Below are 25,620 nucleotides of genomic sequence, written 5' to 3'. Positions count from 1 at the left end.
TCACCGTCCCCAGCGCAGCGCCGGCGTGCTCACCGGCGCGTCCCACAGCCGCAGCAGCTCCTCGTCCGCCTCGCACAGCGTCACCGAGCAGCCCGCCATGTCGAGCGAGGTCACATAGTTGCCGATCAGCGTCCGGGCGGTCGGCACCCCGCGCTCGCCGAGCACCCGCTGCACCTCCGCGTTGAACCCGTACAGTTCGAGCAGCGGCGTCGCCCCCATCCCGTTCACCAGCGCGAGCACCGGCCCCTGCGGGCGCAGGTCGTCCAGGACCGCGTCCACCGCGAAGTCCGCGATCTCCCGCGAGGTCATCATCGGCCGCCGTTCACGGCCCGGCTCCCCGTGGATGCCGATGCCCAACTCCAGCTCGCCCTCCGGCAGTTCGAAGGTCGGCGAGCCCTTCGCCGGCGTCGTACAGGCACTCAGCGCCACCCCGAAACTGCGCGAGCGCTCGTTCACCCGGCGGGCGATCGCCTCCACCCGCTCCAGCGGCGCTCCGGCCTCCGCCGCCGCGCCCGCGATCTTCTCCACGAACAGGGTGGCGCCGGTGCCCCGCCGCCCCGCCGTGTAGAGTGAGTCGGTCACCGCCACGTCGTCGTCGACGAGCACCTTGGCGACCTGGACGCCCTCGTCCTCGGCGAGCTCCGCCGCCATCTCGAAGTTCAGCACGTCACCGGTGTAGTTCTTGACGACGAACAGCACCCCGGCCCCGCTGTCCACCGCGGCCGCCGCCCGCACCATCTGATCGGGCACCGGGCTGGTGAACACCTCGCCCGGACACGCCGCCGCGAGCATCCCCGGCCCCACGAACCCGGCATGCAACGGCTCGTGCCCCGAACCCCCGCCGGAGACCAGCGCCACCTGCCCGGCCACCGGCGCGTCCCGCCGCAGCACGACCCGGTTCTCTACGTCCACGGTCAGCTCGGGGTGCGCGGCGGCGAAGCCGCGCAGCGCGTCGGCGACGACGGTCTCCGGAACATTGATCAACATCCTCAACGGTGTCTCCTCGGGAGAGTTGGCAGGCGGTCCCTTCGGCAGTATCGACCTTGGGTTGGTGAAGTTCACGCAGATCTGACAGATGCCCGTTCGGGGGCGGTGACGGCAGGAGAGCAAGACGCATGGCCTGCTGGTTCGTGATGCTCCCGGCCTGGGGGAGACGATCCATGTTCTGCGCACCATGCACAGCTCGGTGCTCTGGCGTTGCGGTTCCCGCCGTGGCCACGGGGTACGGTCCCTGTGAGGGGCCACCCTCAACGATCACCCTGAGGGCCGGAGTCTGTACGCGGCCTTGGAGATCGGGGAGATCGGGCAGGCACAGTGGAACCGAGGAACGGCGGCGCTCCTTGGCCAGCATGTGGATTCGGTGAACCTGATGGGGCGGGCGTGGGCCGAGGTGCCTCCGGCGCGTCGGATGATCGCGCCGGCGCGTGCCGCGCGGACGGCCGTCACCGTCTCGCGCTGCTGTCGAACAGCTTCGGTCTCGATCCGTTCAACCCGTAGGAGCACGTCGGCATCTGGGACTCGTTCGACGTGCACATCGTGTCCGCCCTGGAGCGCATCGGGTTGCCCGCCGAGTGGTGCGTGTTCGTGGACGACCACCACGTGAACTTGCCGCCGGCCGTCGAGCCGGGGATCACCACCATCCATCCCATCGACGAGGACGCAGCCGTGGCCGCGCTGGAGACTCTTGCGGCCCGACGGCCGTCTCGACGCCCTGACGGCAGCCCTCCTGGCCGTCCTGCGTGAGGTGGCCGTACCGGTCCCCGTGACCTGACCGAACGATGTCCGAGCCAGCGAGACACCTCGTGAATGGACACTCCGTTGGTCAGGGCCATGGGTGGTCCATGTTTGCTGTCCACAAGAGGACCAGTCCCCGCGCCTGGGATCGGGGACGCTAGGACCAGAAGGCGTCGTACGCCCTCTGGTCAGCCCACAGCTCCCAGCCCTCGGTGATCATTCCGTCGGTGATGTGGAAGACGATGACGTAGTCCATGTCGAGCTCCCTGCCTTCTCGGGATGCCGTGGCGTGCAGCAGGGCGACGGTATGCGCGTCATTGGCGAGCACATCGCGGAGCTGCGGGCGGTAGGTACCGCCGGACAGTCGGAAGTCGAGCTCGAATGTGGCAAAGACGGCGTCACGCCCCTGGAAATCCCCGGCCAGCGGGGACTGGCCGGCGAGGTGCCACCGCACGTCCGGGTGGAACACCTCCGCCAAAGCATCCATGTCACCCGCCGAGAAGGCGTCCATGGCGCGCCTGAATACCGCGATGTCGGGATGTTCGGTCATGGCATCCTCCTTGAGTCCAAGAGGGTGTCCCGGAAGAGGAGTGGAGCGGCAGCGGCCACGCCGGTTCGCCCTTCCCTGCCACCACTTCGGGCTCAGGCATGACAGCCATGAGGGTGACCGGCTGACCGAGGGCCGGGGGACCGGCGCCCCTCCTGACGCTGCCCCGACACGTCGCGCTCCTCGCGGCCCCTGGCCCCGCGGGCGGGTCGCTTCAGCCGACGAGGGCCGAGTGGCTGGGGCGGATGTTCTGGTTGAGCCGGAAGAGGTTGGCCGGGTCGTAGATGTTCTTGAGCGCGACGAGGCGCGCGTACGTGTCGTCGCCCTAAGCGTCGCGGACCCGGTCGGTCTCCGGGGTGAAGTTGAGGTACGAGGCACCGGTGCTGAAGGGGCGCATGGCGGTCGCGAACGCGCGGCCGACCGTGATCATCTGGCTGTCCTGGGAGGGGTCCGCCCACATGCAGATCGGATGGAACAGATACCGGGCGTCGCGGTGGGAGAACGCGGTCGCCTCGTCGGGCACCGCCGCGACGCCGTGTCCGATGCGGAAGATGACCATCTCGCTCAGGGGTGCGCCGAGCACCGTGAGATCGACGGCGTGCGCGAGGAACGTGTCGACGACGGGATGGAGGTCCTGCGGCCATGGTCGGGCAGGGGCTGCGGTACGGGCGAGCCGCCGACGGGTGTGATCAGGCCGTCGGCGTCACGGCCGACCGGCACCCACGGGGTACGTGTGGGGCTGAGGCGGCGAACGGGCGGTCGTTCCCGGACGGTGCGCCTTCTCGCGGGGGCGAGATCCCGTCAGCGGTCGGTTTGCTCCAACCGGACGAAGGGGATGTGCTCGCCCGCGGTGCGGAAGGCGGAAGCGGAGCCGTCGGCCGGGAAGCCCATGAAGCGGCACAGCGCCCGTGCGGCTCGGGGGTGTCGGTGGGCGTAGTCGGTCATGACCCGGCCGCCCTCCGCCGGTGTGAGGAACTGTGCGGTGACCGCGTGGTACCGGCGGCCGGACTGGACCGTCGCCGCGGGGGTGCTGCGGAGGTTCCGGTACCACTGTGCATCCGGGCCGAAGCCGCTGGCGACGATCCAGCCGTCGTGCTCGCGGGCGACCACTTCCAGCACCACCTCGCGTCGTCGTCCGGAAGTCCGGCCCGTGTGGATGAGCAGGAGCAGCCGCCCTCTGAAGAGGGGTCCCCAGCCTCCGCGGAAGAGGTGGATCGGGAGCCGGGCGAGGCGGCGTCGCCAGCCCGTCGGAGGGTGTGGGCGGCGGGTCGCGGGCTGCATGGGTCCTCCTGGCGCAACGGCTGGCGTACCTGGCGGCCTCGGTTCGGTAACGGATCGTGACGGCGGGTTACGTATCGAGGGTGAACTATTGCATAGTCTAAATGTGAGGGTGAGGCAACGCCTGGCGGACACGCTCCTGTGAGCCGCCTCCTAGCCGTCGTACGGTCCTACCGGGCGTTCTCCACGGGATCGGACCAGCCCAGGGGGTGAGCGTCGAGGCTGCCCTCGTCGAGGGCCGGTTCGCTGCCGGCGGCGGTGAAGGCGTCGAGTGCTTCTACGAGGGCCTGGCGCTGGGAGGGTTCGAGGCGGCGCAAGACAGCGGTCACTTCCTGCCGGCGACGGGCTGTCACGTCCTCGACCACCCGCTCGCCCTCGCTGGTGAGGCTGAGTGAGGTCTCTCGGCGGTTGTCGGGGTTGATGCGCCGGTTCACCAGGCCGGAGGCGATCAGGCGGTCCACCATCCGCATGGCGGTGGAGGGTTGCACGCCGAGCTGGTCCGCAAGGGCCACCAGTTTCGTGGGGCCGCCCGTGGAGAGCACGACCAGCATCCGGAACTGGGGCAGGGTGATGGTGTCCTCGACCGTCGCGAGCGACCGGGCCGAGATCGCGACGAGGAGCCGCGACGCCGTCAGTACGGCGCGCGTGACGGCCTCGATGTCGTCCTGGTCCGGTTCGGGTCCTTCGTGCTCTCGCATACGGACCTTTGTACCGTCTGAGAGATTCATGGTCGGCACCGGCTCAGCCCGGCTCCGTGTGTGCGTGGTAGCGCAGCAGAAGCATGGCGGCGTCGTCGCCGAGCGGTCCGCCGGTGTGGGCGACGATGTCGCCGTGCAGGGCGTCGAGCGCGTCTTCGGGGCTCTTCGCCTTCAGCAGGTGGAGCCGGGAGGCGAGCGGGTAGAACGTGCCCCGGCGGTCCCGGGCTTCGGTGACGCCGTCCGTGTACAGCAGGAGTTGGTCGCCCGGCCGGAATTCCGTGTCAAGGACCTCGGGGCCGGCCGTCCGGTGGAGGCCCAGACCGAGCGGCAGGGCCCGCTTCTCCGGGTCCAGGAACCGAGCGGTTCCATCGGCCTGGAGGAGGAGAGGGGAGGGGTGACCGTAGTTGAGGAGTGCCATCGTCCGGTCCTGCCGTATCTCGGCGATGACCGCGGTGACGAACCTCTCGCCGCCCAGCGTCCGGTTCATGGCCCGCTCCAGTCGCGCACTCACGCCGGTGAGATCGGGCTCGTCATGGGCCGCCTCCCGGAAGGCCCCGAGTACGTCGGCCGCTGTCTCCACCGCGTCGAGGCCCTTGCCCTGGACGTCGCCGACGATGACCCGCACTCCGCCGGGTGAGGTGACGACCTCGTACAGGTCCCCGCCGATACGCGCCTCGGCGACGGCCGCCGTGTAGGAGACGGCGGCGCTGAGTTCCCCGGCGGTCCGCGGTACGGGGCGCAGCAGAACGCGCTGCGCCACCTCGGCGATCGAGCGGACGCTGGCCAGCTCTGCCTCCCTGCGTCGGCGCATCACCGCGGCGACGAGACCGGCCGCGGTGACCCCTGCGACCGAGACCAGCGCCGTCGTCCCCCGCCGCCCGGGAAACAGGCCGTCGTACCAGCCCAGCGCCAGACAGAGGGTGAGGGCCACCGCCCCGATCGCGGCGGTGCGGTGGGGCCCGCCCGTGAGGCCTGCGAACGCCGGCCCGAGCGCCACCAGCGGCAGGAGACCCACGGTGGGGCCGGCCGTGATGTCGGCGACAGCGGTGACCGTCATCACGGCATAGGGGAGGAGCGACAGGGCGCGCGCTTCTGCCGGCTGTTCGTTGGACAAGGTTCTCCCCGGTGGGTCCGGAAGCGGTGATGCGCTGCCCGTCACCGACCGTGCGGCGGGCTGTCGACGCACCCGACGACCTTTAGTCTATGCAACGATCCTGTGGATGGAGGGTTGTATGTCGCGCCCTGGCGTTGATGCCCACGGCAGACCCTCGACAGCGCCGAAGTAGCCCGGACCGCACCCAAGGCCCTGGATCATCCAGGGCCTTGGGGTCCGCCCCTCCGCGCGCGTGCGCGACGCCGGACGCCTATCACCGCTCCACGGTGTCTACGATGTGCCGGGTGAAGCACTCCCGTCCCGCGCGAATACTGCTGGCCTGTTGCGTCGTCGCCCTCGCCTCGTTCACGTGGTACGGCACCCGGACCGTTCGTCCTCCCGACTGCAAGGTCGCCGTCTCCGCATTGACCGACGCCGACGGTCGGCCGCTTCCCGTGAACGGGGAGGAAGTGACCTGGGACGAATTGAGGGAGCGCGCCTATCGGGACATGGTGGCTTCGGGGCGCTGCGAGCCGCCGGCCGCCCGCTGGCGCCACTGGCTCGGTTGACAGACCAAGGGGCGCGGGGCGTGTGTGGTCCTCGGACCGGAGAGCCTCCGTCGCTGCTTCGGACGGCTGGATAGGTCGCGCAACGGGTTCCCTGGCTCCTCGGCCCGTACGGCTATGCGGGTATGCGGGTATGCACATCGTCAGCCAGGTCTTCGCGTTGATTGCCGCGGCTGTCCACATCTCCGTGACGAATAGGGCGCGGGCCATAGCGGCTGCGGCCGGTCCAGGTTCGTCTCTCGCAGTGCCATCTCGAAGGCGGTAGGCGTGGGGGGCCATGTTGAGTGCGCTGGTCAGCTTGTAGAGGACTTCCTTCGTGGCCGCGGAGTCGTGCAGGTCGGCTGGGGTGACACGGGGTCGCCGAGCTCGCGCAGGCCGGTCGACCTTCAGCGTAGGCGCGGCCCGCCATGTCGGACCCGATCGCGCGAGCGCGGGCAAGGGCCGACGCCACCCGGCGCGGGAGTTCCCATCGCAGACGATTGCTCTGTGCAAAGATTGCGGGGACGTCGCGCGGGGTCTGTGCGGGCCGACAGGATCGTGCGCCGATGCGATCCCGCGGCCCCTCGCCTCGGGCACGCGCAAGGACGGGGCGGCCTCGCGCGGCGTCGCCAGAGCGCTGCCTCGGCCTGGCCCACGGCGAAGTCTCACCCAGTCGGCCGGCCGAAACCTCTTCATGACACGTGAACCCCTCACCGGCGTCGGTCGACCCTCGTCGGTCCTGATCAGACTGGTCGACGCGGACACGGACACCCGCGGTCGCCGAGGCCGGGCCGCAAGGCGACCTGGTCACAGGTGCCAAAGCTCCGCGTCAGGGGGTGGCCGGCCGGGGCTGGGGCGAATCGCCCAGGAGTTCGGCGAGGCCGCGGCGGGTGGTGGCCACGACCACGCGGTCCTGGGGGCGCAGGACGTAACCGGGGTGCAGGTCCCACAGGAGCTGCGGTTTCTCTCCCGCTTGGTGCGAGGAGGCCAGATCCGGACGGCGCGTCGTGGGCGCCGCGGTGTCCAGGGCGAGCACCCGCCATGCTCCGGGGCGGAAGGCTTCGGCCACGGTGCGGTCCTCCAACTGGGGGTGGCCTGCGACGGGGAGGGCGGCGAAGAGGAGGACCTTGCGTTCGACGGAGATGGCGCCGAGGATCTGGCGACCCATCATGGCGCCGGCGAAGGCCGGGGCGGCCAGGTGGGAGACGCTGCGGCTGCGGGTGATGGCACCAGGATGGGCGGAGCGCAGGGAGCGGTAGACGGCGGTGGCGAAGTCGTCGTCGTAGAGCCGGAGTGCGACCCGCAGGTCGTTCTTGAGGCTCCGGGCGGCGAGTGTCGCCTCCAGGTTGGTGGTGTCGGAGCTGGTCAGGGCGAGGAGCGCGGCGGCGCGGTGGACCCGGGCGCTGTCCAGGACACCGTCCTCGGTGACGTCGCCGAGGACCACCGGGACGCCCAGGTCGCGGGCGAGGGCGATGCCGCGGGCGTCGGGGTCCTGCTCGACGCAGACGACGGGGATGTCGAGTTCGCGCAGGCGGGCCAGGACGCGGGCGCCGATCTTGCCGAGGCCGAGCAGCACGATGTGGTCCGAGAGCCCGCGGGGCGGTCGGCGGAGGGCTCCGGCGGTACGGAAGGTGCCGAGGGCTTCCAGGGCGCCGGCCACGAGCAGCGGGAGCAGGGCGAGACCGACCAGCCCGGACAGGAGTTGCAGGACCTGACGGGTGGTCGACTCGTCCACGGCGGGGTCGTTGATGGAGAACAGGTCCAGCAGGGTGAGGTACGTGGCGTGCAGCGGGTCCGCGTGAGTGAGGACGGTCGAGGTGACGGAGAGGGCGAGAACGGCGGCGACGATGCCCGCGAGCGCCCACCGCAGCCGGGCCGAGAACACCTCCCCGAGTGGGGCGCCCCGCCGGGCCAGCCGCCGCGCCGGAAGGGCCGGTCCCTCATGCCGGACCGCCTCCAGGACGACGGTGCCACGTGCCGCGGCACCGCGTACGGTGCGGTCGTCGGGAAGGAGCTCGGGGCCGGGCGCGCCACCCGCGTCCGAGCCCTCGAAGCCCGCCGGTTCGGCGGCCGTGGAGGACAGCAGGGCCAGCGTGCACAGGCCCGGGTGCGGCACCTGACCCCTGCTGGGTACCGGCCGTTCGGCGGCCCGCAGCAGCAACCCGTCGGCCTGGACGACCTTGTTGGTGTCGGCTATCGCGGTGGCCACCAGTGCCGGCGCGGCGGTGTCCGCGTCGGAGAGCACGGTCGTGGAGGCGTCCAGAGCGGCCCGGTCCAGTCCGGGAACGGCCGCAAGGGCCCCTTGGTCGAGGAGCTCCTCCAGGTGCTGGCCCAGCTTGCGGTTGTACATGCGGACGACGAGCCGCAGACCGGGGCTGAGGCGGCGCGCCGCGAGTGCCGCCCGCAGGTTGGTCTCGTCGTCCTCGTACACCAGCGCCAGTGCTGCGGCCCGGTCCACTCCCGCACGGAGCAGGGCCGCGGTCGTGGGAGCCGGAGCCGCCACCACCCGCACGGGCACGACCGCGGCACCGCTCAGGGTGTCGTTGCTCGGCGCACCCGTGTCGGCCGCCCGTTCATCGGCATGTTCGACGGGCACGACCAGAACGACCCGCTGACGGTAGACCTCCCGCAGTTCGACGGCGAGCCGGCGCGCCAGCCCGTCGTCGCCGCAGACCACCATGTGCTCACCGGCGTGTGCCGGCACGTCACCCTGGCGGGGCAACCCGCTCATGTCTTCCCCCGTGACATCGAGATGTGTTGCGGTTGATCATCCCCCAGCCCGCCGTCTGCCGACAGCGGGCTTATGCGGTGCCTTGCGGCGGGCTCGTCGGCCGGCCAGCAACACGCCTGCCAGCACGGCGCCGGGTGCCCAGAACGCGAGGAACTGGGTGAGGTTCCCGTCCTGGCTGCCCAGGGCGACCATCACTACGAAGGTATGAACGATCAGGCCGGTCGCCGTCCAGCCGGCGGCGGCGAGGGCGGGCGGATGCCCTCGCCGGGTGCGTTCGGGACAGCGGATCCACCACCACGCGGCGTACGTGCCGAGAGCTCCGCTCACGAGCAGCAGGATGCCGAATCCGATGGCGAGCACCGTGTCGCCCACGGGGTGGTCGACTGTGCGCTGACCGCCTTCGCGATCCGACAGCGCGACGATCTCGCCCCGCCACACCGTGCCCGTGACACGGTCCCCCGGGCGCACCCGCTTCAGGAACTCGCTGATTCCGTTGAACTCCACCGGATCCGCGCCGGCTCCTGTCCCCGAGACCCGGATTCGTCCACCCGCGTTCTTGCCGTCGTGGATGGTGACCGACTCGACGGTGAACGGGGCCGCTCGCAGGCAGTCATGTGCGGACGTCACGCGGCATTCGGTGGCGGACAGGAAGGCCCGTTCCTGCGCCGATGCCTGGGGCAGGACGATGGTCAGCAGTACGGTGCCCGTGAGCAGGGCGAGGACTCCGCCGATGGTGACCAGGATGTTCTGGAGACGTCGCTTGACGGAGCTGTAGGGCTTCCCGTGCCGGGTGCCCGTGCTCATCGTGTGCCGGACCAGGTGTCGAGTTTCGCGAACACGAGCGTCAGGCCGCCACCGCCGGCTGCGATGAGGCCGTATCCCGCGAAGAGCGACGTCTGCTTGTCCTTGCGCAGGGCCTCGTACGTGCTCCTGGTGATCTCGATCCGCTGCCGCCCATGCGGCACGGCGGTGAACGCCGCCGCGAGAAGTCCCGCGAGGGACAGGAGGAACTGCAGCCCCGCGTGGATCTTGAAACTGGTTCTCACCGCGCCTCCGCCCTTCCTCTAGTCGGTGATCTCGACCGACGTGCTCGGGGCCGCCGGAGCCGGAGCGGTCTCGGGTGCCGGCTTCTTCTGGGTGATGCCCTGAAGCAGCGAGGCGAGGTCGACTCCGGTGGTGGAGGAGAGCAGTTCCATGCCCTGGGCGACGTTGTCGGTGACGGTACGGGTCAACTGGCTCGCACCATCGGTGGAGATGACGGTCATCTTGTCGACGGCCGCGAGCGGTTCCGCGGCCTTGGCGACGACCTGGGGAAGGATCTCGACCAGCATCTGCAGGACGGCGGCGTCGCCGTACTGCCCGAAGGCGTCGGCCTTCTTGAGCATCGCCTCGGCCTCCGCCGAGCCCTTGGCGGCGATGGCGGCGGCCTGGGCCTCGCCCTCGATCCGTACGGCCTCGGCGAGGGCCGCGCGCTGGGCCTTCTCGCCCTCACCGGTCAGCCGGGCCCGCTCGGCGGCGGCCTCGGCCTCCTTCACCAGGGCGATGCGGCGAGCCTCGGCCTCCTGCTCGGCCTGATAGCGGGCGGCGTCGGCGGGCTTGCGGACCTCGGTGTCGAGCTGACGGTCGGTCAGCGCGGCCTGCCGGGTGGCGACCTTCTCCTGTTCGGTGAGGATGTCCTGTTGGCGGGCCGCCTCGGCGAGCGGTCCGGCCGCGTTGGCCTGGGCGGCCGCCTCGTCGGTCTGCGCCTTGATCTCGGCCTGCTTCAGGTAGAGGGTCCGCTGCGCGACGGCGATCTCCTCCTCGGCCTTCAGCCGGGCCTGCTCGGCGGCCCGCCGGGCGACGGCTTCGGCGATGTCGGCCTCCTGCTTGGCCCGGGCCGCCTCGGGCCGGCCCAGGTCCTCCAGGTAGGAGCCCTCGGTGGTGATGTCCTGGATCTGGAAGGCGTCGAGGACCAGGCCCTGCCCGGACAGGCTCGCCTCCGCCTCCTCGGCGACCTGGCCGGCGAACGCCGCCCGGTCGCGGATGATGTCCTCCACCGACATCCGGCCCACGATGGAGCGGAGAGCTCCGGACAGCACTTCCTGGGTGAAGCCGACGATGCCGTTCTGCTGCATCAGGAAGCGCTGGGCGGCGGCCCGGATCGAGTCCTCGGTGCCGCCGACCTTGACGATCGCGACGCCTTCGAGGTTGGCCTTCACGCCGCGCAGGGTGACCGCGCCGCGCACGGCGACCGGGATGTGCCGGCTGGACAGGTCGAGGCTGAACTTCTGCTGCACGAACGGCACGACGAAGACTCCGCCGCCGACCACGACCTTCTGCCCGCTGTTGTCCGTGAAGACGCGACCGGTTTCCGGGTCGGTGGTCTTCTTCCCCCGCCGGCCGGTGATGATGAACGCCTCACTGGGGCCCGCCACCTTGTAGCGGGTGACGACCGCGAGGGCCAGCAGCACGACGAGGACGACGATGCCCACGACGGACATCAGGACAGGGCTCATCGGAACCCCTTTCGATCAGAAACGAACCTTGAAGAACAGCTAGGGGGCACCTGGTCAGCGGTCGACCGGGCGGACGACGACGGACGTCGGCGAGAGCACGGATTCGACCCACACGTCGCTGCCACGGGCGACGGCCGACGCCGACTTCGCCGCGTACTTCACCGGCTGGCCCGCGAGATACAGCAGCACCTCGCCGTACCCGTCGGCCGGGATCGCCGTGACCACCGATCCCGAGCTGCCCGTCAGGTCCTCGCCCCGCGGTGCGGGCGCGCCGCCGTCGCGCATGAGCGCCCGGCTGAACCGCCAGGTCACCCACCCCACGCCGGCCCCCGCGACCACGCCCGCACCGGTGGCGGCCCCCACCCCCGTACCCGTGGTCCCGAGCACGATCGCCCCGGTGAAACCCAGAGCCGACACGAACCCGGCGATCACCGGCAACGACAGAAACCCGTCAAGCCCCCCGCCGAGTCCGTCGAGGACCCCTTCCAACACCCCGTCGAAGACCAGGCACAGGACGAGCAGGACCAGACCGACGATGCCGAGACCAAGAAACCAGACCATGTCCCGCTCCCTCGGATGCCGGGCTACCTCCGCCGTCCGAGGCATCGTCGCACCGAACCGCGCTCCGGTTCACTGCCGAACCTCGGCAGTCTTTACACCGTCTTAATGCCGCCCTCCTATGCGTGCGCCTGTCGCGTCACTGCAGGAGGTGAGGTGTCGCGGTCATAGAGGCGGATTTGTTGCGGGATGCAGCATGCGTTCCAGTCCGTGAGGCCGCTCCCCCCCCGTGCGGCCTCACGGACATCCCTCCCTTTCCCGTCCCGCTTGCCTGCGGCCGAGCTCGGGGTCACCACCGGTAAGGTGACGGCCGGCCTTGACGCGTCGCAGTCGCGTTCTTGACGTGATCGTGATGCAGACACCGTGCGTGTGACGCACCGGCAGGAGGGAGTCCAGGCGCCTTGGTCACCGCCGCGCGTCGCCGTGCCCGCTCGTTCTTCTCGGCGCACCCCGCCCGGACGGTGGTGCTCTCCTTCGCGGGCGTCGTCGCGATCGGCACCGTCCTGCTGATGCTTCCGGCCGCCGCCGAGAACGGTTCTGCGACCAGCCCGCTGACCGCTCTGTTCACCTCGACCTCCGCCGTCTGCGTTACGGGGCTCGCCGTTGTGGACACCGGTACGTATTGGAGCGGCTTCGGCGAGGGCGTGATCCTCGCGCTGATTCAGGTCGGCGGCTTCGGCATCATGACCATGGCGTCGATGCTCGCCCTCTTGGTCTCGGGCCGCCTGCGCCTGCGCATGCAACTGACGGCGCAGGCCGAGACGAAGAGCCTGGGCATCGGAGACGTACGCCGGGTCCTGCTGGGAGTCGCCGGCACGACCCTGATGGTGGAACTGGCGGTCGGCGCGTTCTTGGCCCTGCGTTTCCGATTCGGGTACGGGAACGGGATCGGCGACGCGGCCTACCTCGGCTTCTTCCATGCGGTGTCCGCGTTCAACAACGCGGGCTTCGGGCTGCACGCGGACAGCCTGACCCGCTACGCCCAGGACCCCTGGGTGACCCTGCCGATCGCCCTCGCGGTCATCCTCGGCGGGATCGGCTTCCCCGTCCTGCTGGAGATGCTGCGCCACCGCAACCGGGTCCGTACGACCGGCCGCAGGAACTGGACCCTGCACACCCGCCTCACTGTCATCACCACGGTGGGTCTCCTCTTCATCGGCACCGTTCTCACGGGTCTGCTGGAGTGGACCAACCCCGCAACCCTGGGCACCCACGACGTCTGGGGGAAGATTCTCGACAGCTTCTTCCACTCGGCGATGAGCCGCACGGCCGGGTTCAACGCGATCGACGTCGGCTCGATGCACGCCTCGACCCTGCTGATGACCTGCGTGCTGATGTTCATCGGAGGTGGCAGCGCGGGAACCGCGGGCGGCATCAAGGTGACCACCTTCGCCGTTCTGGCCGCCGCGATCCTCGCCGAGGTCCGCGGCGAGACGCACTCCGTGGTCCTCGGCCGTCGTCTCGCCCCGCACGTCCTGCGCCAGGCCTTGACCGTGGCCCTGCTCGGGGTCGGGCTGGTCATGGCCGCCACGCTGACGCTGCTCTCCGTGAGCAAGGCATCGTTCGAAGCGGTGCTCTTCGAGGTCGTCTCGGCCTTCGCGACCGTGGGGCTGTCCACCGGCATCACCGCCGACCTGCCGGGCATCGGCCAGCTCGTCCTCGTCGGCCTGATGTTCATCGGCCGCATCGGCCCGATCACCCTGGTCTCCGCGCTCGCCCTGCGCGAGCGCGCACGACGGTACGAACTGCCCGAGGAGCGACCTGTCATTGGCTGACTACCTGCACAACCTGCGCAAGCGCCGCCGCGGGCGGCTCACCCACCAGTACAAGGCGACCGCTGACCAGAGGGTCGCCGTCATCGGCCTGGGCCGCTTCGGCAGCTCCCTCGCCAACGAGCTGATGCGCCGCGGCTGGGACGTCCTGGGCATCGACACCGATACCCGGCTCGTCCAGAAGTACAGCGACACCCTCACCCACACCGCCGTCGCGGACTCCACCGACCCGGAGGTCCTGCGCCAGCTCGGCGTGAACGAGTTCACCAGCGCTGTCGTCGGCATCGGCAGCTCCATCGAGGCGAGCATCCTGATCAGCTCGAACCTCCTCGACGCCGGCGTCCCGAACATCTGGGCCAAGGCAGTCAGCCGCCAGCACGGCCAGATCCTCGAACGCCTCGGCGTCCACCACGTCGTCCTGCCCGAGCACGAGATGGGCGAGCGCGTCGCGCACCTCGTCACCGGCCGCATGCTCGACTTCATCGAGTTCGACGACGACTACGCCCTCGTCAAGACCGTCGCCCCCGAGATCGCCACCGGACGGCCCCTCGGCCAGTCCCAGGTACGCAGCCGGTACGGCATCACCGTCGTCGGCATCAAACGTCCGGGCGAGGCCTTCACGCATGCCACGGCCGACACGGTCGTCCAGAAGGGCGACATCATCATCGTCACCGGAAAGACCCAGGCCGTGGAAGCGTTTACCGAGCTGCCATAGGGGACGCCGACGCTATCGTCACATGTCCGCTGTCCGCCGGTCTGTGGCGGGCCGCCCAGTCCGTCACCGCTTCAGCCGGCGAGAGGAAACGTGACAACGGGGCCATCGCCGCTAGGATCGTCCGCTGGTGAGCCGGGAAGTCTGGTCGGCACATCCTTCCGCCTGCCTCGAAGGAACCGACCATGCCCCTCACACTGGTTTTGATCGCCCTGTTCGCGCTTGCCCTCCTGATGTTCAGCATCGTCGTCAGCGTGCGCGTGTGGTGGCTCACCGAGCTGCCGCGTTGGCGGCGGGCTCTGCCCACGCTGCTGCTGTGCGCCGGGCTCGCGGCCAGCATGACCCGCGCCACCGGCACCACCGTCGTGGCCGAGACCTTCGCCTTCCCCCTGAACCTGGCCGCCCCCCTGGTCGGCCTGTTCGAACTGAACCGGCACCGCACCCGCCGTTCGGCAGACGGAGCCGCGCCAGGGGCGCCGAGGTGAGCGGCTGGGCCGGCTGGACGCTCCTGACCGGCGGCGCCGTCGCCCTCCTCGCGCCGAGCACCGCCGTACTCGCGGGCTGGTGGCCGGCCGTGCTGCGGCCCGCGCGACGCCCGAGGCGACTGCTCGGCGTGGCCGGACTCACCCTGTACGGGGCGGTGGTGGCGGACGAGGCCCCGCGTCCGTCCGGGGCTTCAGCCCAGGTGCAAGACGAGTGCTCGTATCTCGCTCTGGGGCTTGTGGGTGCGGCGGTGGCGTGCGTCGTTCTCTACGACGTTCTTGCGGTTCGGTCGGGCAGAAGGGGGCGGTGATCGTGGAGGAGGGGGAGATGTCGTACGCGTATCTGGAGGAGTACGGGCCGCTGCTCGCGGATGTCGCGGCGAGCGGGCGCCGGCTGACCCGGGAGGAGGTGCGTGGCCGCCGGCAGGCCGGTGAGCAGGCGGCTGCCCGTGAAGCCCTGGGCCTGCGGGCCCTGATCGGCCGCCATCTGGCCGCCGCCCGGGCCGCCTGGCCCGAGGGCCCACTGGACCGGCGGGACGTCCTCGACCTCCTGGCCGCCGTCGAGCAGTCGGTGGACGCTGTCGCCGGGGGCTTCGAGCGTGCCCAGCGCCTGGCGGTACGGCAGGAGGAGGCCGAGCGGCGGGAGTTCATCGACGACCTGCTGTACGGGCGCAGTGACCTGGGACGCCTCGCCCAGCGGGCCGAACGGTTCGGCCTGCGTCTCTCCCACACCCACGCGGTCGCGGTCGCGCGTGGCCCGCAGGCGTACAGCGAGGCAGACCCGGTCCCGCAGCAGGTGGAGCGGGCCCTGATCGGCCGGTTCGGCGACCGGGACATCCTGCTCACGACGAAGGGCGGCCGGATCGTGGCTGTCGCTCCCGGCGACCAGAGCGATGTCCTCACCTACTTCGCCAAGCAGGCGTTCGCCGCCACCGGCGGCGGCCAGGCAGCCATCGGCCGCCCTCAGCCCGGTCCCGGAGGCGTCGTCCAGTCCTACGAAGAAGCCTTGCGCGCCCTCGAACTCGCCGACCGGCTCGACCTCGACGCCCCTGTCCTCCATGCCGCCGACCTGCTCGTCTACCCGGTCCTCACCCGCGACCGGCAGGCCATGGAAGACCTTGTGAACAGCGTGCTCGGCCCGCTCAGGACGGCGCGTGGAGGTGCCGGACCACTCCTGGACACGCTCACCGCGTTCTTCGACACCGGCTGCGTCACCACCCAGACCGCGCGCCACCTCACCCTGTCCGTGCGCGCCGTCTCCTACCGCCTCGACCGGATCCACCGGCTCACCGGCGTCGATCCCGCCGACCCCGCGAGCCGGTACACCCTGCAGACCGCCATGATCGGCGCCCGCCTCCTCGGCTGGCCCCACGAAACTCCCGGGCCTGGCGGTTCCTCAGCCTCCTGACCAGCGGATCAATCGCCTACGCCGATCACGCCGCCTCGGTGACCCCTCACCCCCCCCACGTGTCACCGGGGCGGTCCCCGGCGCGCCGCAGTCCGGGACCTCTGTGCTCGCGTCGCGTTGCGCGAGGCGGTTCACGTCGCTGGGCGGGCTGACGTGGAGACGGACCGGGCCGCGGGACCTGTGTCGCCGCCTTCCGGTGGCGCGGAGGCTGTCCCCAGGACCGCGGCCAGAAGCAGCCCGAGCACGGCGATGACCACAAGGACAACCACCACCGCTCGCCGGCGGCTCCTGCGTGGACGGCTGCGGCTCTCCTGGGCTTCCTGAGCTTGCGGGAACTGCTGGTTCAGCGTCTTCATCCGCGTGTCGAGGCACGGGATCGTCCTGTACGAGGTGGCGCTCGATGTCCGCGAAGGCACGCTGGTCGTCGGCGAAGCGACCCATGGCAGCCTCCTTGGCCCAGCAGGAGGGCGCGGCAGTCCCGGCGATGCCCGCTAGTTGGAGCCTGCCCACAGACACGGCAGCCCGACACACAGCGATCGGCATCAAGTTCGCGTCCAGGCTGCCGATGTACGGCAATGCGCTGACAAGCGGTGCGGGAGCACTATGAGGCCCCGGGCGGCCGTGGGCGTGCCCGATGCCGGATGCCGGAAACCTTGGGGGAATCATGGCCAAGCCCGTGTACGCACAGCTCGGAGAAGTGCCGGTCCGCTGCCTCATCTGCGGCGGTGACACCTTCTGGGAGCGTGAGGTGAAGCTCAACAGCACGGGGATGGAGTTCTTCAACCTCGCCTGGGCGAACGAATCGGCGACCGGTCTCCTCTGCTGGTCGTGCGGGTACGTCCACCTGTTCGTCAACAACAGCCTCAGGCTCTACCGGACCCGGGACGGACAGAGTTGACCAGCTGGGAGCCGCCCTGGTGAGGCCCACGGGCACGTCAGGATGACGCAGGTGTGCCGGGAAGCCTGGTCGGTGTTTGAGGGGCCGTGTGCCCACCCACCGACACGCCCCGGAGGCCCGCCCATGACGCGGCCACGCGCCCGACGAGCTTTTCTCGGAGTGCCTTCCTGGCCGGAGCGCCGGGCGATCGGCCTCGCGGTCCTGGCCGGCATCGGTTTCACCGTCGCTCTCCTGATCGGCGAACTCGCCTTCCCGGATCCGACCGAGACCGAACACGTCAACGCCGCGGTCCCTATCGGATTCCTGACCGCCGCCACCCTCGCCGCCGTACTGGTGCGCAAGGCGACGAACTCCTCCTGCTGCGCGCCGCTGCCGGCTCGCTCCTCATCCTCGTCGCACTGGCTCTGTCAGCGTGGGCCTCGCTGACGCACCGTCCGCCCGCGCCGCCGCGAGGCAACGACCGCCCGCCGGTCCGCTTCGTATCGGACTCCGCTGTGCTGGCGGCGTCCCGGGGCGGGCGGATCAGGGACGTCGTTCCGTTTCGGCAGACCCGGGACGGGACGCGTGCTGGAGATCACGGTGGAGCGGCCGTCGACCACGCTCGTGACGAGGACGCTCACTGACCCGGGCGACGGCGATTCCGCGGGGGAGACGCGATCCGACGCCTTGCGGACCTCCTTCTGTAGGCGGATGCGGGTACCCGGCTTCTCCGCCCTGATGCTGATCGGCGTGCTCGCCCTGGGACTGTTCGGCGTGCACGCCTTCGTCCTGGGCCGGGAGGTCAACGTCAGCTGGTCGAACATCGACCGCCATCGGGCAGGTACTAGCTGTGACCTGCGGCCACCGCCTGATCCTCGTTTGTCGACACAACTCATGATGATCAACGGTGGCCGCAGCCGTCTCCGCAGCGGCGTTGGTGCTGGGCCTGCTGTCCGACCTGCCGAGGAAGAACTGCTGGACCCTGGCCGAGCACGCGGGCGACGCCACCCCTGACGGCATGCAGCACCTGCTGCACCGCGCGAAGTGGGATGCCGACGCGGTCCGTGACGACGTGCGCGCCTACGTGGTCGAGCACCTGGCCGACGACGCGGCCGTGCTGGTGGTCGACGAGACCGGCGACCTGAAGAAGGGCACCGCCACGGTCAGCATCCAGCGCCAGTACACCGGCACGGCCGGACGGATCGAGAACTCCCAGGTCGCCGTCTACCTTGTCTACTCCGCCGCCTGCGGGCACGCTGCGATCGACCGGCCCTGTACGTGCCGCGCCCGTTGACCGACGATGTCGACCGCTGCTGGGCCGCCGGCATCCCCGACGACCTCGCCTTCGCGACGAAGCCAGTGCAGGCGGCCCGGATGATCGGCCGGGCCCTCGACACGGGCTCTCCCGCCCGCTGGGTCGCGGGCGACGAGGTCTACGGCGACAACCCGCACCTGCGGGCCCCGCTGGAAACGCTGGACCGGCTACGTCCTGGCGGTCTCCAGCACCACCAAGTCACCACGGCGGCGGGGAAGTTCCCGGCCAAGGCCATCGTGGCGAAGATCCCGGGGCGGGCATGGCAGCGGCGCTCGGCCCGAGCGGGGGCCTTAGGCGAGCGGTACTACGACTGGGCCCAGGCCGACATCCATGGCCCTGCCGATCGGCCCGGGCACTGGTGGCTGCTGGTCCGCCCGCAATCGGCGAAGTGGCGAACTCGCCTTCTACCGCTGCTTCTCGCCCGCCCCGTCCCGTTGTCCGACCTGGTGCGGGTGGCCGGACGACGTTGGACGGTCGAGGAGACGTTCCAGGCCGGCAAGGGCCTGGCGGGCCTGCACGAGCACCAGGTCCGCCGCTGGACCTCCTGGCACCGCTGGGTCACCCTCGCGATGCTCGCCCTCGCCTTCCTCGTCGTCACCGCGGCCGCCGAAGGCCGCGACCACCCCGCCCCAGACGACCTGATCCCCTTGACCTGCAACGAGATCCAGCGCCTGTTCACCACCTTCACCAGCCGGGTCCACGACCTCGCGCACCGACTCCGCTGGTCGCATTGGCGACGCCGCCACCAGGCCCGCGCCCGAAACTGCCACTACCAACGGCAAGCGGCCACCTAGCGGTGACTGAACGCTGCAGTTGGCCAGCCTGGTCACGCAGGTACTCAGCCGGAGCTTGCGGTGCAGACCGGCCCGACCCAGAAGCTAGCGGCCGACGCTGCTCCAATCGGCGGGGGCGGGCGGCACCGTACGGCCTGCGGCGTGTTCGCGGAGACGGCGGGTCAGTTCCGGCAGGTCGTAGGCGGGGAAGCTCACCTGGAGGAGGCGCAGGCCGAAGTGCGATGGCTGGTCCTCCTGGAACATCGCCGCGTCCATCGGCTTGATTTTCACATCCCAGGCGTCCGGGGCGGCCCAGTGAGTCATCCGCACGTAGAAGGCGTCTCGCGGGCCGGCGTTCGCCGCGGCCGAGAGGAAGGCGAGGCCGCTGTCGACCGGGAAGTCGATGAGCATCCACCCACGGCGGGACTCGACCCACTCCGCCATGTGCGGCAGCTTCTCCGGCCAGTCCGCGTTGCTCTCTGCCAGGTCCTGGCAGCAGGTGAACGTGTCGAGGCCACACTCCCAGATCGCCTGGATCGTGGGTGCGAGCTGTTCGTCGATCTGGGCATGGCGGCTACCCACCCGGACGAGAACGGTGCGATGCGTTCCTTCGTGAGACGTCATCGCAGGAGCATAGAAGCGGGGCACGACATCGAGGCAGGTGCGTGGTGGCCTGTTGCCCGGAAAGTAGCGAGCCGACTCCCCGGCCGATGCAGTGTCACGGAACTCTAGCTTGAGGCGCCGTTCGACAGATATCGCTCAAGGCCGAGTCGATGCATCATGGCCTGTGCCTGTGGATCCGCGTGGGTGATGGTGAACCGGACTCCTTGGCCGCGAGCCCCACGGGCGGCGAGGAACAGTGGGAGGGCTCCCTCAGGGCTGAGGTGTGTGACGCCGGAGAGGTCCACTTCCAGTGCTCTCGGACCGTTGCGGAGCACACGGCGCAGGACCCGGGTGGTTTCCTTCACCCGCTCGGCGTCGAGGTTGCCCCTCAGGCGGATGACGACGAGATCGCGACGAGGGTGGAGCATTCGCAGCAAGGCGTGGCGGCCCTGCCGGAGCTTCCGTGAGGGTGACATCGTCGGCATCGGGGCTCCGAGGGCAGGCGGCGGCTATTGCCGACCAGACTTCCCGGCGCACCTGAAACGGAGGGTGCGCGCCGGCAGGTATATCCGCGCTCCGGAAAGCGGCCTCCGATCTACTGACCGTCTTCGGTTCTACCGGGTATCGCTGTGCCGAGGGGATACCATCGCCCGCCGGCCATTGCTTTTGAATGGTGGCCCAGAGCCACAGGAACGGCGGGGAAGTCGGAAGGCCTCGTCGTCGGGGCTCAGTCTCCGGACGCCTGCCCCCGGCCGGGTACCTGGGCCGCCCTTGCGGCTTCGGCCTCGGCCTTGGCGTCGCTCACCACGGCGGCGGCCTGCTTCGCGACCTCATCGGCGGCCGCAGCGGCGTCGAGTGGAAGCGGCGCGCCTGCCTGGAGCTCCGGTGCACCGCCTTCGTCCGGCGAGCTGTCGGTATCGGTAGTGGTTGCTTCCTCCGCTTGGGCGGATTCGGGAAGCCCCATCGACGACCGGTCGCCGAACGCGTGGGTGACGGCGCGAACCGCCTCGGTCAGCTCGCCCGGGATCACCCAGAACGTGTTGTTGTCGCTCTTCGCCAGATGCGGGAGCGTCTCGAGGTATTTGTAGGCCAGGACCTTCGGGTCGGCATTGTTGCGATGAACGGCCTGGAAGACGCGCTCCACCGCCTTCGCCTCGCCGTCCGCTCGCAGGATCATGGCCTGCTGCGTCCCCTGCGCTTCCAGGAGGTCCTTCTGCTTCGTGCCCTCCGCGGTAAGGATCTTGGCCTGCCGCTCCCCTTCGGCGTGCAGGATGGCCGCGCGCTTGTCACGCTCGGCCCGCATCTGCTTCTCCATCGCCTCTTTGATGGTGTTCGGCGGATCGATTTCCTTGATCTCCACGCGGTTGACCCGGATGCCCCACTTGCCCGTGGCGTCGTCGAGTACGGCGCGGAGGCGGGCGTTGATCTCCTCGCGTGAGGTGAGCGTCTCCTCCAGGTCCATGCTGCCGATGACGTTCCGCAGCGTGGTCACGGTGAGCTGATCGATCGCCTGCAGGTAGTCGGCGACCTCGTAGGCCGCCGCCCGCGGGTCGGTGATCTGGTAGTAGAGCACGGTGTCGATGTTGACCACGAGGTTGTCCTCGGTGATCACCGGTTTGGGCGCTGACGAATACACCTGCTCGCGTACGTCGAGTTTGGTGTTGACACGGTCCGCCACCGGCACGACGAAGTTGAGGCCGGGTTGCAGCGTCCGCCGGTACCGGCCGAAGCGCTCGATGTTGTAGCGGCGCGCCTGCGGGACGATACGCACCGTGGCCACCACGAGGAAGACCACCACAATCGCCGCCACAAGAATCGGGATGACAACCGGATCCACAATTCCTCCGTTGGGATGTGTTCAGCCGTTCACGGAAGGAGCTCGCGCGGATAGACGACAGCCGTAGCGCCTTTGATCTCCATGACGTCCACCAGCGTTCCCACCGGGATCACCTGGCTTTCGTCGAGGGCACGGGCGGACCATTCTTCGCCGGAGACCTTGATCAGGCCGCGGCTCGCGGTGACCTCTTGCATGACCTCGGCCCGCTTGCCGATCAGCGCATCGCTGCCCTCGCGCGTGAGGGGCGCCTGCGCCATGTGCCGCAATGCGACAGGACGCACCAGGGCAAGACCCGCTGCCGCTGCCACCCCGAGCGCCACGAGCTGGCCGAGAAGGCCGACGCCCATACCAGCGACCACGGCGGCAACCAAGGCGGCGCCCGCCAGCAGCCCGAAGACGAGCGTCAGGGTGAAGAACTCCGCGACACCGAGTGCCGCGGCGGCGAGCAGCCAAATGAGCCACGGCATGGAAGCAGCCTCCCTCTGGACGCCTAATCCATCACCTACCCTGCTGAACCAGGACAGAACCTACGCATCCCGCGCCGATCGGAGCAGGCGGACAACTACCCCACCGCGAGGTATCCCGGTGCCTGAGCGGTCTCCGGAGTCTTTGTCGGTCGGCCCGGTGATCAGAGGCCTTGGTCAGGCCAGGGGACAACCATGTCGGCTCCCGGAGGCGGAGGCGAAGGCCGTCAGCAATCGATGCGCGTCCTCACTTCCTGCGCTGCTCCGCGCTCCCTTCTCGGCTTCCGGCTTCGGGAACTCCTCGAACTTGAAGTAGGCCGTCCCCAAGCTGCCCTTGCAGTCGTGCGACTGCGTGACGGCGCCCTTCACGCTGCCGGGATAGCGGCCGTCCAGGTACATCTCATGCTGCGCGGAGGGCCCGTAGTAGGCGTTCAGCCTGATGTGGTGGCCCTCGGCAGGCATGTTCAAGGCGCACTCCTCCGTGAGTGCGCGTCCGTCCGGCTTCTCCGAGACCGTCACGATCTGTAGCCGGGCCGCGTCCTGCGAGCTGACGACGCCACGACAGGTTCCCCTGGCCTGGGCTGCGGGGCGTGTCTGCCACGGGGTGCGATCGACGGTGGGCGGCCGCTGCCCCAGCGGGCCCTCGCACCCGAAGCGCTGAGCCGCACGGCGGGCCGACTCGGTGGCGAACCGGGCCACTTGAAGCACCTGGGCGTCGGAGAGCTCCTCGATGTCCTGGCGTGCTTCGGCCAGGACATGGGCCGCTGCGGGACGGACGTCCAGGCTGAGCCGTACGCCGCTGGATTCCTGGCCACGGGCCCATGCCGAGCAGTACTCCGTCTGATAGCCCACCCATTCCGCGGTGTTGCCGTCGGATCCCAGGTCGGCGCCGCCGAAGAACGCCCTGGCCTCCTCGACCGCCAGCGCGCCCCGGCAGGTGTCTGCGGAGACCTCGCTCGCGTCGTCATCCCGCAGGCCGAATCCCCGGATCAACCGGCCGGCGGTGAGCGTCAGGACGAGCGCTCCCGCTGCCGCCTCGGCTCGTCGTCCGATTGCGGTTCTCCCTCCATCAGCGTGCGGTGGTTGTCGTGGGCGTGGCAGAGGCGGCGCAGTGGTGGGCCGCACTGCAACGAGGCACTCGCCTCACTGCCGTTGACCCGGTCGTGGCGGCGGTGCTGCCCCTCGCGCCGGGTGGCAGAGGCATCGGGAAGTCGCCGATGGATCGGTCACCCGCGTCAACCGCCGCGACCTGCGCCGCGATCAGCGCCCCCACTCGTACCCGAACCAGTACCTCGGGCTCCCAGCGACCCTTCGCCCCAGGAGAGGGTGCAGTCCAGCAGAGCCCGGCTCTCCTGGCTGGAGCCGAGCATCGTGCCGTACTTTCCATGCCCTTCCCCCGCCGATCCGGTCGAGGGCGCTGTCAGAGATGCCTTCGGCCAGTCGGAAGACCCCGGCATCAAGAAGACATCAAAGCCTGCCGGGAATCGGCAATGCGCCTGAGTAGGGCGGCGCATCAGAATGGCTCCGCGAAGGTGCGCTCAGCGCGGCCGATGCCGGGTTCCGGAAGAGTCGCCGGAGCGCCGTGCCCGGGACGCGTTTGCCGTGCACCACCGCCCGAGCGGATACGTGCCTTGCTGTTCCGCCCTCTCACTTCGATCGACACGGGGTTCTCTCATGGATGCCATCACCGTGGGCATCGGCGTGCTCGTCGCCGTCGTCCTCCTCCTCACCGCCGTTGTGCTGTTCGCGGTCAGCCGGCTGTTCCGCAAGGTGGAGCAGGGCAAGGCGCTGATCGTGTCGAAGATGCGCAAGGTCGACGTCACCTTCACCGGGCAGGTGGTCCTGCCCGTGCTGCACAAGGCCGAGGTCATGGACATCTCGGTGAAGACCATCGAGATCTCCCGGACCGGCCGGGACGGTCTGATCTGCCGCGACAACATCCGCGCGGACATCCGGATCTCGTTCTTCGTCCGGGTGAACAAGACCGTCGAGGACGTCATCAAGGTCGCCCAGGCGATCGGTACGGCGCGGGCCAGCGACCAGGCGACGCTGCAGGAGCTGTTCAACGCGAAGTTCTCCGAGGCGCTGAAGTCGGTCGGCAAGCAGATGGACTTCACCGACCTGTACACCAAGCGCGAGGAGCTGCGCTTCCGGATCATCGAGCTCATCGGTATCGACCTCAACGGCTACAGCCTGGAGGACGCGGCCATCGACCACCTGGAGCAGACGCCGCTGTCGCACCTCGACGCCGCGAACATCCTGGACGCCCAGGGCATCCGCAAGATCACCGAGCTCACGGCCGTCGAGAACGTGCGCACCAACGAGCTGCGGCAGAACGAGCAGAAGGAGATCACCCGGCAGAACGTGGATGCCCGCGAGGCGATCCTGGAGTTGGAGCGGCGGCAGGCGGACGCCGAGATCAAGCAGCGGCGTGAGATCGAGACCGTACGGGCGAGGGAGGAGGCCGAGACCGCCAAGGTCGTGGAGGAGGAGCGGCTGCGGGCGCAGAGCGCCTTCCTGCGCACCGAGGAGCAGCTCGGCGTCCAGCGGGAGAACCAGACCCGCGAGGTGGCGGTCGCGCAGAAGAACCGTGAGCGGGTCATCGCGATCGAGAACGAGCGCATCGAGAAGGACCGGCTCCTTGAGGTCATCGCCCGGGACCGGGAGACGGAGCTGACCAGGATCGCCGCCGACAAGGAGGTCGAGGCCGAGCGCCGCGAGATCGCCGAGGTGATCCGGGAGCGGGTCGCGGTGGACCGGACGGTCGCCGAGCAGGAGGAGTCCATCAAGCGGCTCCGGGCAGTGGAGGAGGCCGAGCGCGACCGGCAGGCCCTCGTCATCGCCGCCGAGGCCGAGGCGCAGGAGAAGCTGGTCAAGGACATCAAGGCCGCCGAGGCCGCCGAGCAGGCGGCCGTGCACCGGGCCGCGGAGGAACTCACCCTCGCCGAGGCCCGCAACAAGGCCGCCGACCTCGACGCCCGCGCCAAGATCCGCCTCGCCGAGGGCCTCCAGGCGGAAGCCGCCGCCGAGGGCCTCGCCGCCGCGCAGGTACGGGAGAAGGAGGCCGCTGCCATCGAGAAGACCGGCCGCGCCGAGGCCGAGGCCACCGAGGCCCGGCTGCGCGCGGAGGCGGAGGGCCTGCGCGCGAAGGCGCTCGCCGAGGCCACCGCGATCGGCGAGAAGCTGAAGGCGGAGGCCGAGGGCCTCAACCAGAAGGCCATCGCCGTCGCCGCCTTCGACGAGGCCTCCCGTACTCACGAGGAGTACCGGCTGCGCCTGGAGGCCGAGAAGGACATCCGGCTGGCCGGCCTCGACGTCCAGCGGCAGGTCGCCGAAGCACAGGCCACCGTCCTGGCCACCGGTCTGGAGCACGCCGACATCAACATCGTCGGAGGGGAGTCCGTCTTCCTCGACCGGCTCGTGCAGTCGGTCTCGCTGGGCAAGTCGGTCGACGGCTTCCTGGACCACTCGCAGACCGCGCAGACCCTCGCCGGCCCGTGGCTGAACGGCGACGGCTCGTTCACCGAGGACCTGACGAAGGTGCTCGGCTCGCTGTCCACCGCCGACGTGCAGAACCTCAGCGTCTCCGCGCTGCTCGCGAAAGTCATGAAGTCCGGCCTGCTGGATGCGCCCGCGCCGGCGGACACCACCGCCGTACTGAACGGCACGGCCGCGAGCGCGAGCTGACGGACGACGGG

General features: G+C 70.0%; 26 protein-coding genes and 2 pseudogenes. 11 read left to right on the top strand and 17 right to left on the bottom strand.

Annotated features, from left to right (window positions below):
- A complete protein-coding gene (gene dhaK / locus JAO84_RS02020) occupies nt 1-993 on the bottom strand; it encodes a dihydroxyacetone kinase subunit DhaK (protein ID WP_370409804.1) in 993 nt (330 codons plus the stop codon).
- A gap of 247 nt (nt 994-1,240) precedes the next feature.
- Here dhaK and JAO84_RS02015 point away from each other — a divergent pair.
- A pseudogene (locus JAO84_RS02015) lies at nt 1,241-1,743 on the top strand (HAD family phosphatase); the annotation flags it as partial.
- 148 nt (nt 1,744-1,891) lie between these two features.
- Here the strand turns inward: JAO84_RS02015 and JAO84_RS02010 are convergent.
- The 6 genes and pseudogenes from JAO84_RS02010 to JAO84_RS01985 all read right to left on the bottom strand — a co-directional run bounded on the left by JAO84_RS02010 (nt 1,892) and on the right by JAO84_RS01985 (nt 5,314).
- Nucleotides 1,892-2,284 (bottom strand): nuclear transport factor 2 family protein, encoded by a 393-nt coding sequence (locus tag JAO84_RS02010; RefSeq protein ID WP_370409802.1) that lies wholly within the window; start codon nt 2,282-2,284, stop codon nt 1,892-1,894.
- A 211-nt stretch (nt 2,285-2,495) separates the two neighbouring features.
- Nucleotides 2,496-2,588: pseudogene (locus JAO84_RS02005) on the bottom strand (BBE domain-containing protein); the annotation flags it as partial.
- 18 nt (nt 2,589-2,606) lie between these two features.
- Entirely contained in the window at nt 2,607-2,864 is a 258-nt protein-coding gene (locus JAO84_RS02000) for a hypothetical protein (RefSeq protein WP_370409800.1), read from the bottom strand.
- 218 nt (nt 2,865-3,082) lie between these two features.
- A complete protein-coding gene (locus JAO84_RS01995) occupies nt 3,083-3,562 on the bottom strand; it encodes a nitroreductase family deazaflavin-dependent oxidoreductase (protein WP_370409798.1) in 480 nt (159 codons plus the stop codon).
- Between the two features lie 167 nt (nt 3,563-3,729).
- The gene (locus JAO84_RS01990) at nt 3,730-4,257 is read right to left on the bottom strand and encodes a MarR family winged helix-turn-helix transcriptional regulator (protein ID WP_370409797.1); all 528 of its coding nucleotides are present in this window, start codon (nt 4,255-4,257) and stop codon (nt 3,730-3,732) included.
- Nucleotides 4,258-4,300: 43 nt separating this feature from the next.
- A complete protein-coding gene (locus tag JAO84_RS01985) occupies nt 4,301-5,314 on the bottom strand; it encodes a PP2C family protein-serine/threonine phosphatase (RefSeq protein WP_370416628.1) in 1,014 nt (337 codons plus the stop codon).
- Nucleotides 5,315-5,655: 341 nt separating this feature from the next.
- On the opposite strand from JAO84_RS01985, the gene JAO84_RS01980 reads away from it, so the two are divergent.
- Nucleotides 5,656-5,919 carry a hypothetical protein gene (locus tag JAO84_RS01980; RefSeq protein WP_370409795.1) on the top strand — a complete coding sequence of 88 codons (264 nt, stop codon included), beginning with the start codon at nt 5,656-5,658 and terminating at the stop codon, nt 5,917-5,919.
- 805 nt (nt 5,920-6,724) lie between these two features.
- On the opposite strand, the gene JAO84_RS01975 is transcribed toward JAO84_RS01980, so the two are convergent.
- The 5 genes from JAO84_RS01975 to JAO84_RS01955 are packed head-to-tail and all read right to left on the bottom strand — an operon-like array spanning nt 6,725 to nt 11,682.
- Nucleotides 6,725-8,626, bottom strand: coding sequence for a TrkA family potassium uptake protein (locus JAO84_RS01975; RefSeq protein WP_370409794.1), 1,902 nt, complete (start codon nt 8,624-8,626; stop codon nt 6,725-6,727).
- A 36-nt stretch (nt 8,627-8,662) separates the two neighbouring features.
- Nucleotides 8,663-9,430, bottom strand: coding sequence for a hypothetical protein (locus JAO84_RS01970; protein ID WP_370409792.1), 768 nt, complete (start codon nt 9,428-9,430; stop codon nt 8,663-8,665).
- Nucleotides 9,427-9,672, bottom strand: a complete 246-nt coding sequence (locus JAO84_RS01965) for a hypothetical protein (protein ID WP_370409790.1) — start codon at nt 9,670-9,672, stop codon at nt 9,427-9,429. The genes JAO84_RS01970 and JAO84_RS01965 overlap by 4 nt, the downstream gene beginning before the upstream one ends.
- 18 nt (nt 9,673-9,690) lie before the next feature.
- Nucleotides 9,691-11,121 (bottom strand): flotillin family protein, encoded by a 1,431-nt coding sequence (locus tag JAO84_RS01960; protein ID WP_370409788.1) that lies wholly within the window; start codon nt 11,119-11,121, stop codon nt 9,691-9,693.
- 54 nt (nt 11,122-11,175) lie between these two features.
- Entirely contained in the window at nt 11,176-11,682 is a 507-nt protein-coding gene (locus JAO84_RS01955; RefSeq protein ID WP_370409786.1) for a hypothetical protein, read from the bottom strand.
- A 398-nt stretch (nt 11,683-12,080) separates the two neighbouring features.
- On the opposite strand from JAO84_RS01955, the gene JAO84_RS01950 reads away from it, so the two are divergent.
- The 8 genes from JAO84_RS01950 (at nt 12,081) to JAO84_RS01915 (ending at nt 19,039) form a co-directional block, all read left to right on the top strand.
- On the top strand, nt 12,081-13,454 hold the full coding sequence (locus tag JAO84_RS01950; protein WP_370409784.1) for a TrkH family potassium uptake protein: 1,374 nt from the start codon (nt 12,081-12,083) through the stop codon (nt 13,452-13,454).
- Nucleotides 13,447-14,166 (top strand): TrkA family potassium uptake protein, encoded by a 720-nt coding sequence (locus tag JAO84_RS01945; RefSeq protein WP_370409782.1) that lies wholly within the window; start codon nt 13,447-13,449, stop codon nt 14,164-14,166. The genes JAO84_RS01950 and JAO84_RS01945 overlap by 8 nt, the downstream gene beginning before the upstream one ends.
- A 182-nt stretch (nt 14,167-14,348) precedes the next feature.
- Nucleotides 14,349-14,648 carry a hypothetical protein gene (locus JAO84_RS01940; protein WP_370409780.1) on the top strand — a complete coding sequence of 100 codons (300 nt, stop codon included), beginning with the start codon at nt 14,349-14,351 and terminating at the stop codon, nt 14,646-14,648.
- A gap of 325 nt (nt 14,649-14,973) precedes the next feature.
- Nucleotides 14,974-16,053: a PucR family transcriptional regulator gene (locus JAO84_RS01935; protein ID WP_370416627.1), complete on the top strand. Its 1,080-nt coding sequence runs from the start codon at nt 14,974-14,976 to the stop codon at nt 16,051-16,053.
- Between the two features lie 664 nt (nt 16,054-16,717).
- Nucleotides 16,718-16,951, top strand: a complete 234-nt coding sequence (locus JAO84_RS01930) for a hypothetical protein (RefSeq protein WP_370409779.1) — start codon at nt 16,718-16,720, stop codon at nt 16,949-16,951.
- Nucleotides 16,952-17,110: 159 nt separating this feature from the next.
- Entirely contained in the window at nt 17,111-17,377 is a 267-nt protein-coding gene (locus tag JAO84_RS01925; RefSeq protein ID WP_370409777.1) for a Na+/H+ antiporter NhaA, read from the top strand.
- 460 nt (nt 17,378-17,837) lie between these two features.
- The gene (locus JAO84_RS01920) at nt 17,838-18,224 is read left to right on the top strand and encodes a transposase (protein ID WP_370409775.1); all 387 of its coding nucleotides are present in this window, start codon (nt 17,838-17,840) and stop codon (nt 18,222-18,224) included.
- A complete protein-coding gene (locus JAO84_RS01915) occupies nt 18,221-19,039 on the top strand; it encodes a transposase (RefSeq protein WP_370409773.1) in 819 nt (272 codons plus the stop codon). Before JAO84_RS01920 ends, JAO84_RS01915 begins: the two co-directional genes overlap by 4 nt.
- 84 nt (nt 19,040-19,123) lie before the next feature.
- Here the strand turns inward: JAO84_RS01915 and JAO84_RS01910 are convergent, their stop codons facing one another.
- The 5 genes from JAO84_RS01910 to JAO84_RS01890 form a co-directional block, all read right to left on the bottom strand.
- The gene (locus JAO84_RS01910) at nt 19,124-19,642 is read right to left on the bottom strand and encodes a hypothetical protein (RefSeq protein ID WP_370409771.1); all 519 of its coding nucleotides are present in this window, start codon (nt 19,640-19,642) and stop codon (nt 19,124-19,126) included.
- 104 nt (nt 19,643-19,746) lie between these two features.
- Nucleotides 19,747-20,049, bottom strand: coding sequence for an STAS domain-containing protein (locus JAO84_RS01905; RefSeq protein ID WP_370416626.1), 303 nt, complete (start codon nt 20,047-20,049; stop codon nt 19,747-19,749).
- Nucleotides 20,050-20,348: 299 nt separating this feature from the next.
- Entirely contained in the window at nt 20,349-21,458 is a 1,110-nt protein-coding gene (locus JAO84_RS01900) for an SPFH domain-containing protein (RefSeq protein WP_370409769.1), read from the bottom strand.
- A gap of 29 nt (nt 21,459-21,487) precedes the next feature.
- Nucleotides 21,488-21,925 (bottom strand): NfeD family protein, encoded by a 438-nt coding sequence (locus tag JAO84_RS01895; protein WP_370409768.1) that lies wholly within the window; start codon nt 21,923-21,925, stop codon nt 21,488-21,490.
- 174 nt (nt 21,926-22,099) lie between these two features.
- Nucleotides 22,100-22,915, bottom strand: coding sequence for a hypothetical protein (locus JAO84_RS01890; protein ID WP_370409766.1), 816 nt, complete (start codon nt 22,913-22,915; stop codon nt 22,100-22,102).
- A gap of 681 nt (nt 22,916-23,596) precedes the next feature.
- Between JAO84_RS01890 and JAO84_RS01885 the strand changes: the two genes are divergently transcribed.
- Nucleotides 23,597-25,609 carry a flotillin family protein gene (locus tag JAO84_RS01885; RefSeq protein WP_370409765.1) on the top strand — a complete coding sequence of 671 codons (2,013 nt, stop codon included), beginning with the start codon at nt 23,597-23,599 and terminating at the stop codon, nt 25,607-25,609.
- Nucleotides 25,610-25,620 lie beyond the last annotated feature (11 nt).

The organism is Streptomyces fradiae, assembly GCF_041270065.1.
Classification (GTDB): domain Bacteria; phylum Actinomycetota; class Actinomycetes; order Streptomycetales; family Streptomycetaceae; genus Streptomyces.
This window is presented reverse-complemented; position numbering and strand designations above follow the sequence as displayed.

Bases quoted from the DNA above. Each gene is read 5' to 3' on its own strand.
- JAO84_RS02010 (WP_370409802.1), bottom strand. From the start codon at position 2,284: ATGACCGAACATCCCGACATCGCGGTATTCAGGCGCGCCATGGACGCC.
- JAO84_RS01975 (WP_370409794.1), bottom strand. From the start codon at position 8,626: ATGAGCGGGTTGCCCCGCCAGGGTGACGTGCCGGCACACGCCGGTGAG.
- JAO84_RS01995 (WP_370409798.1), bottom strand. From the start codon at position 3,562: ATGCAGCCCGCGACCCGCCGCCCACACCCTCCGACGGGCTGGCGACGC.
- JAO84_RS01960 (WP_370409788.1), bottom strand. From the start codon at position 11,121: ATGAGCCCTGTCCTGATGTCCGTCGTGGGCATCGTCGTCCTCGTCGTG.
- JAO84_RS01990 (WP_370409797.1), bottom strand. From the start codon at position 4,257: ATGCGAGAGCACGAAGGACCCGAACCGGACCAGGACGACATCGAGGCC.
- JAO84_RS01970 (WP_370409792.1), bottom strand. From the start codon at position 9,430: ATGAGCACGGGCACCCGGCACGGGAAGCCCTACAGCTCCGTCAAGCGA.
- JAO84_RS01930 (WP_370409779.1), top strand. From the start codon at position 16,718: ATGGCCAAGCCCGTGTACGCACAGCTCGGAGAAGTGCCGGTCCGCTGC.
- JAO84_RS01955 (WP_370409786.1), bottom strand. From the start codon at position 11,682: ATGGTCTGGTTTCTTGGTCTCGGCATCGTCGGTCTGGTCCTGCTCGTC.
- JAO84_RS01935 (WP_370416627.1), top strand. From the start codon at position 14,974: ATGTCGTACGCGTATCTGGAGGAGTACGGGCCGCTGCTCGCGGATGTC.
- JAO84_RS01885 (WP_370409765.1), top strand. From the start codon at position 23,597: ATGGATGCCATCACCGTGGGCATCGGCGTGCTCGTCGCCGTCGTCCTC.
- JAO84_RS01985 (WP_370416628.1), bottom strand. From the start codon at position 5,314: ATGACGGTCACCGCTGTCGCCGACATCACGGCCGGCCCCACCGTGGGT.
- JAO84_RS01910 (WP_370409771.1), bottom strand. From the start codon at position 19,642: ATGACGTCTCACGAAGGAACGCATCGCACCGTTCTCGTCCGGGTGGGT.
- JAO84_RS01940 (WP_370409780.1), top strand. From the start codon at position 14,349: ATGCCCCTCACACTGGTTTTGATCGCCCTGTTCGCGCTTGCCCTCCTG.
- JAO84_RS01905 (WP_370416626.1), bottom strand. From the start codon at position 20,049: ATGCTCCACCCTCGTCGCGATCTCGTCGTCATCCGCCTGAGGGGCAAC.
- JAO84_RS01895 (WP_370409768.1), bottom strand. From the start codon at position 21,925: ATGCCGTGGCTCATTTGGCTGCTCGCCGCCGCGGCACTCGGTGTCGCG.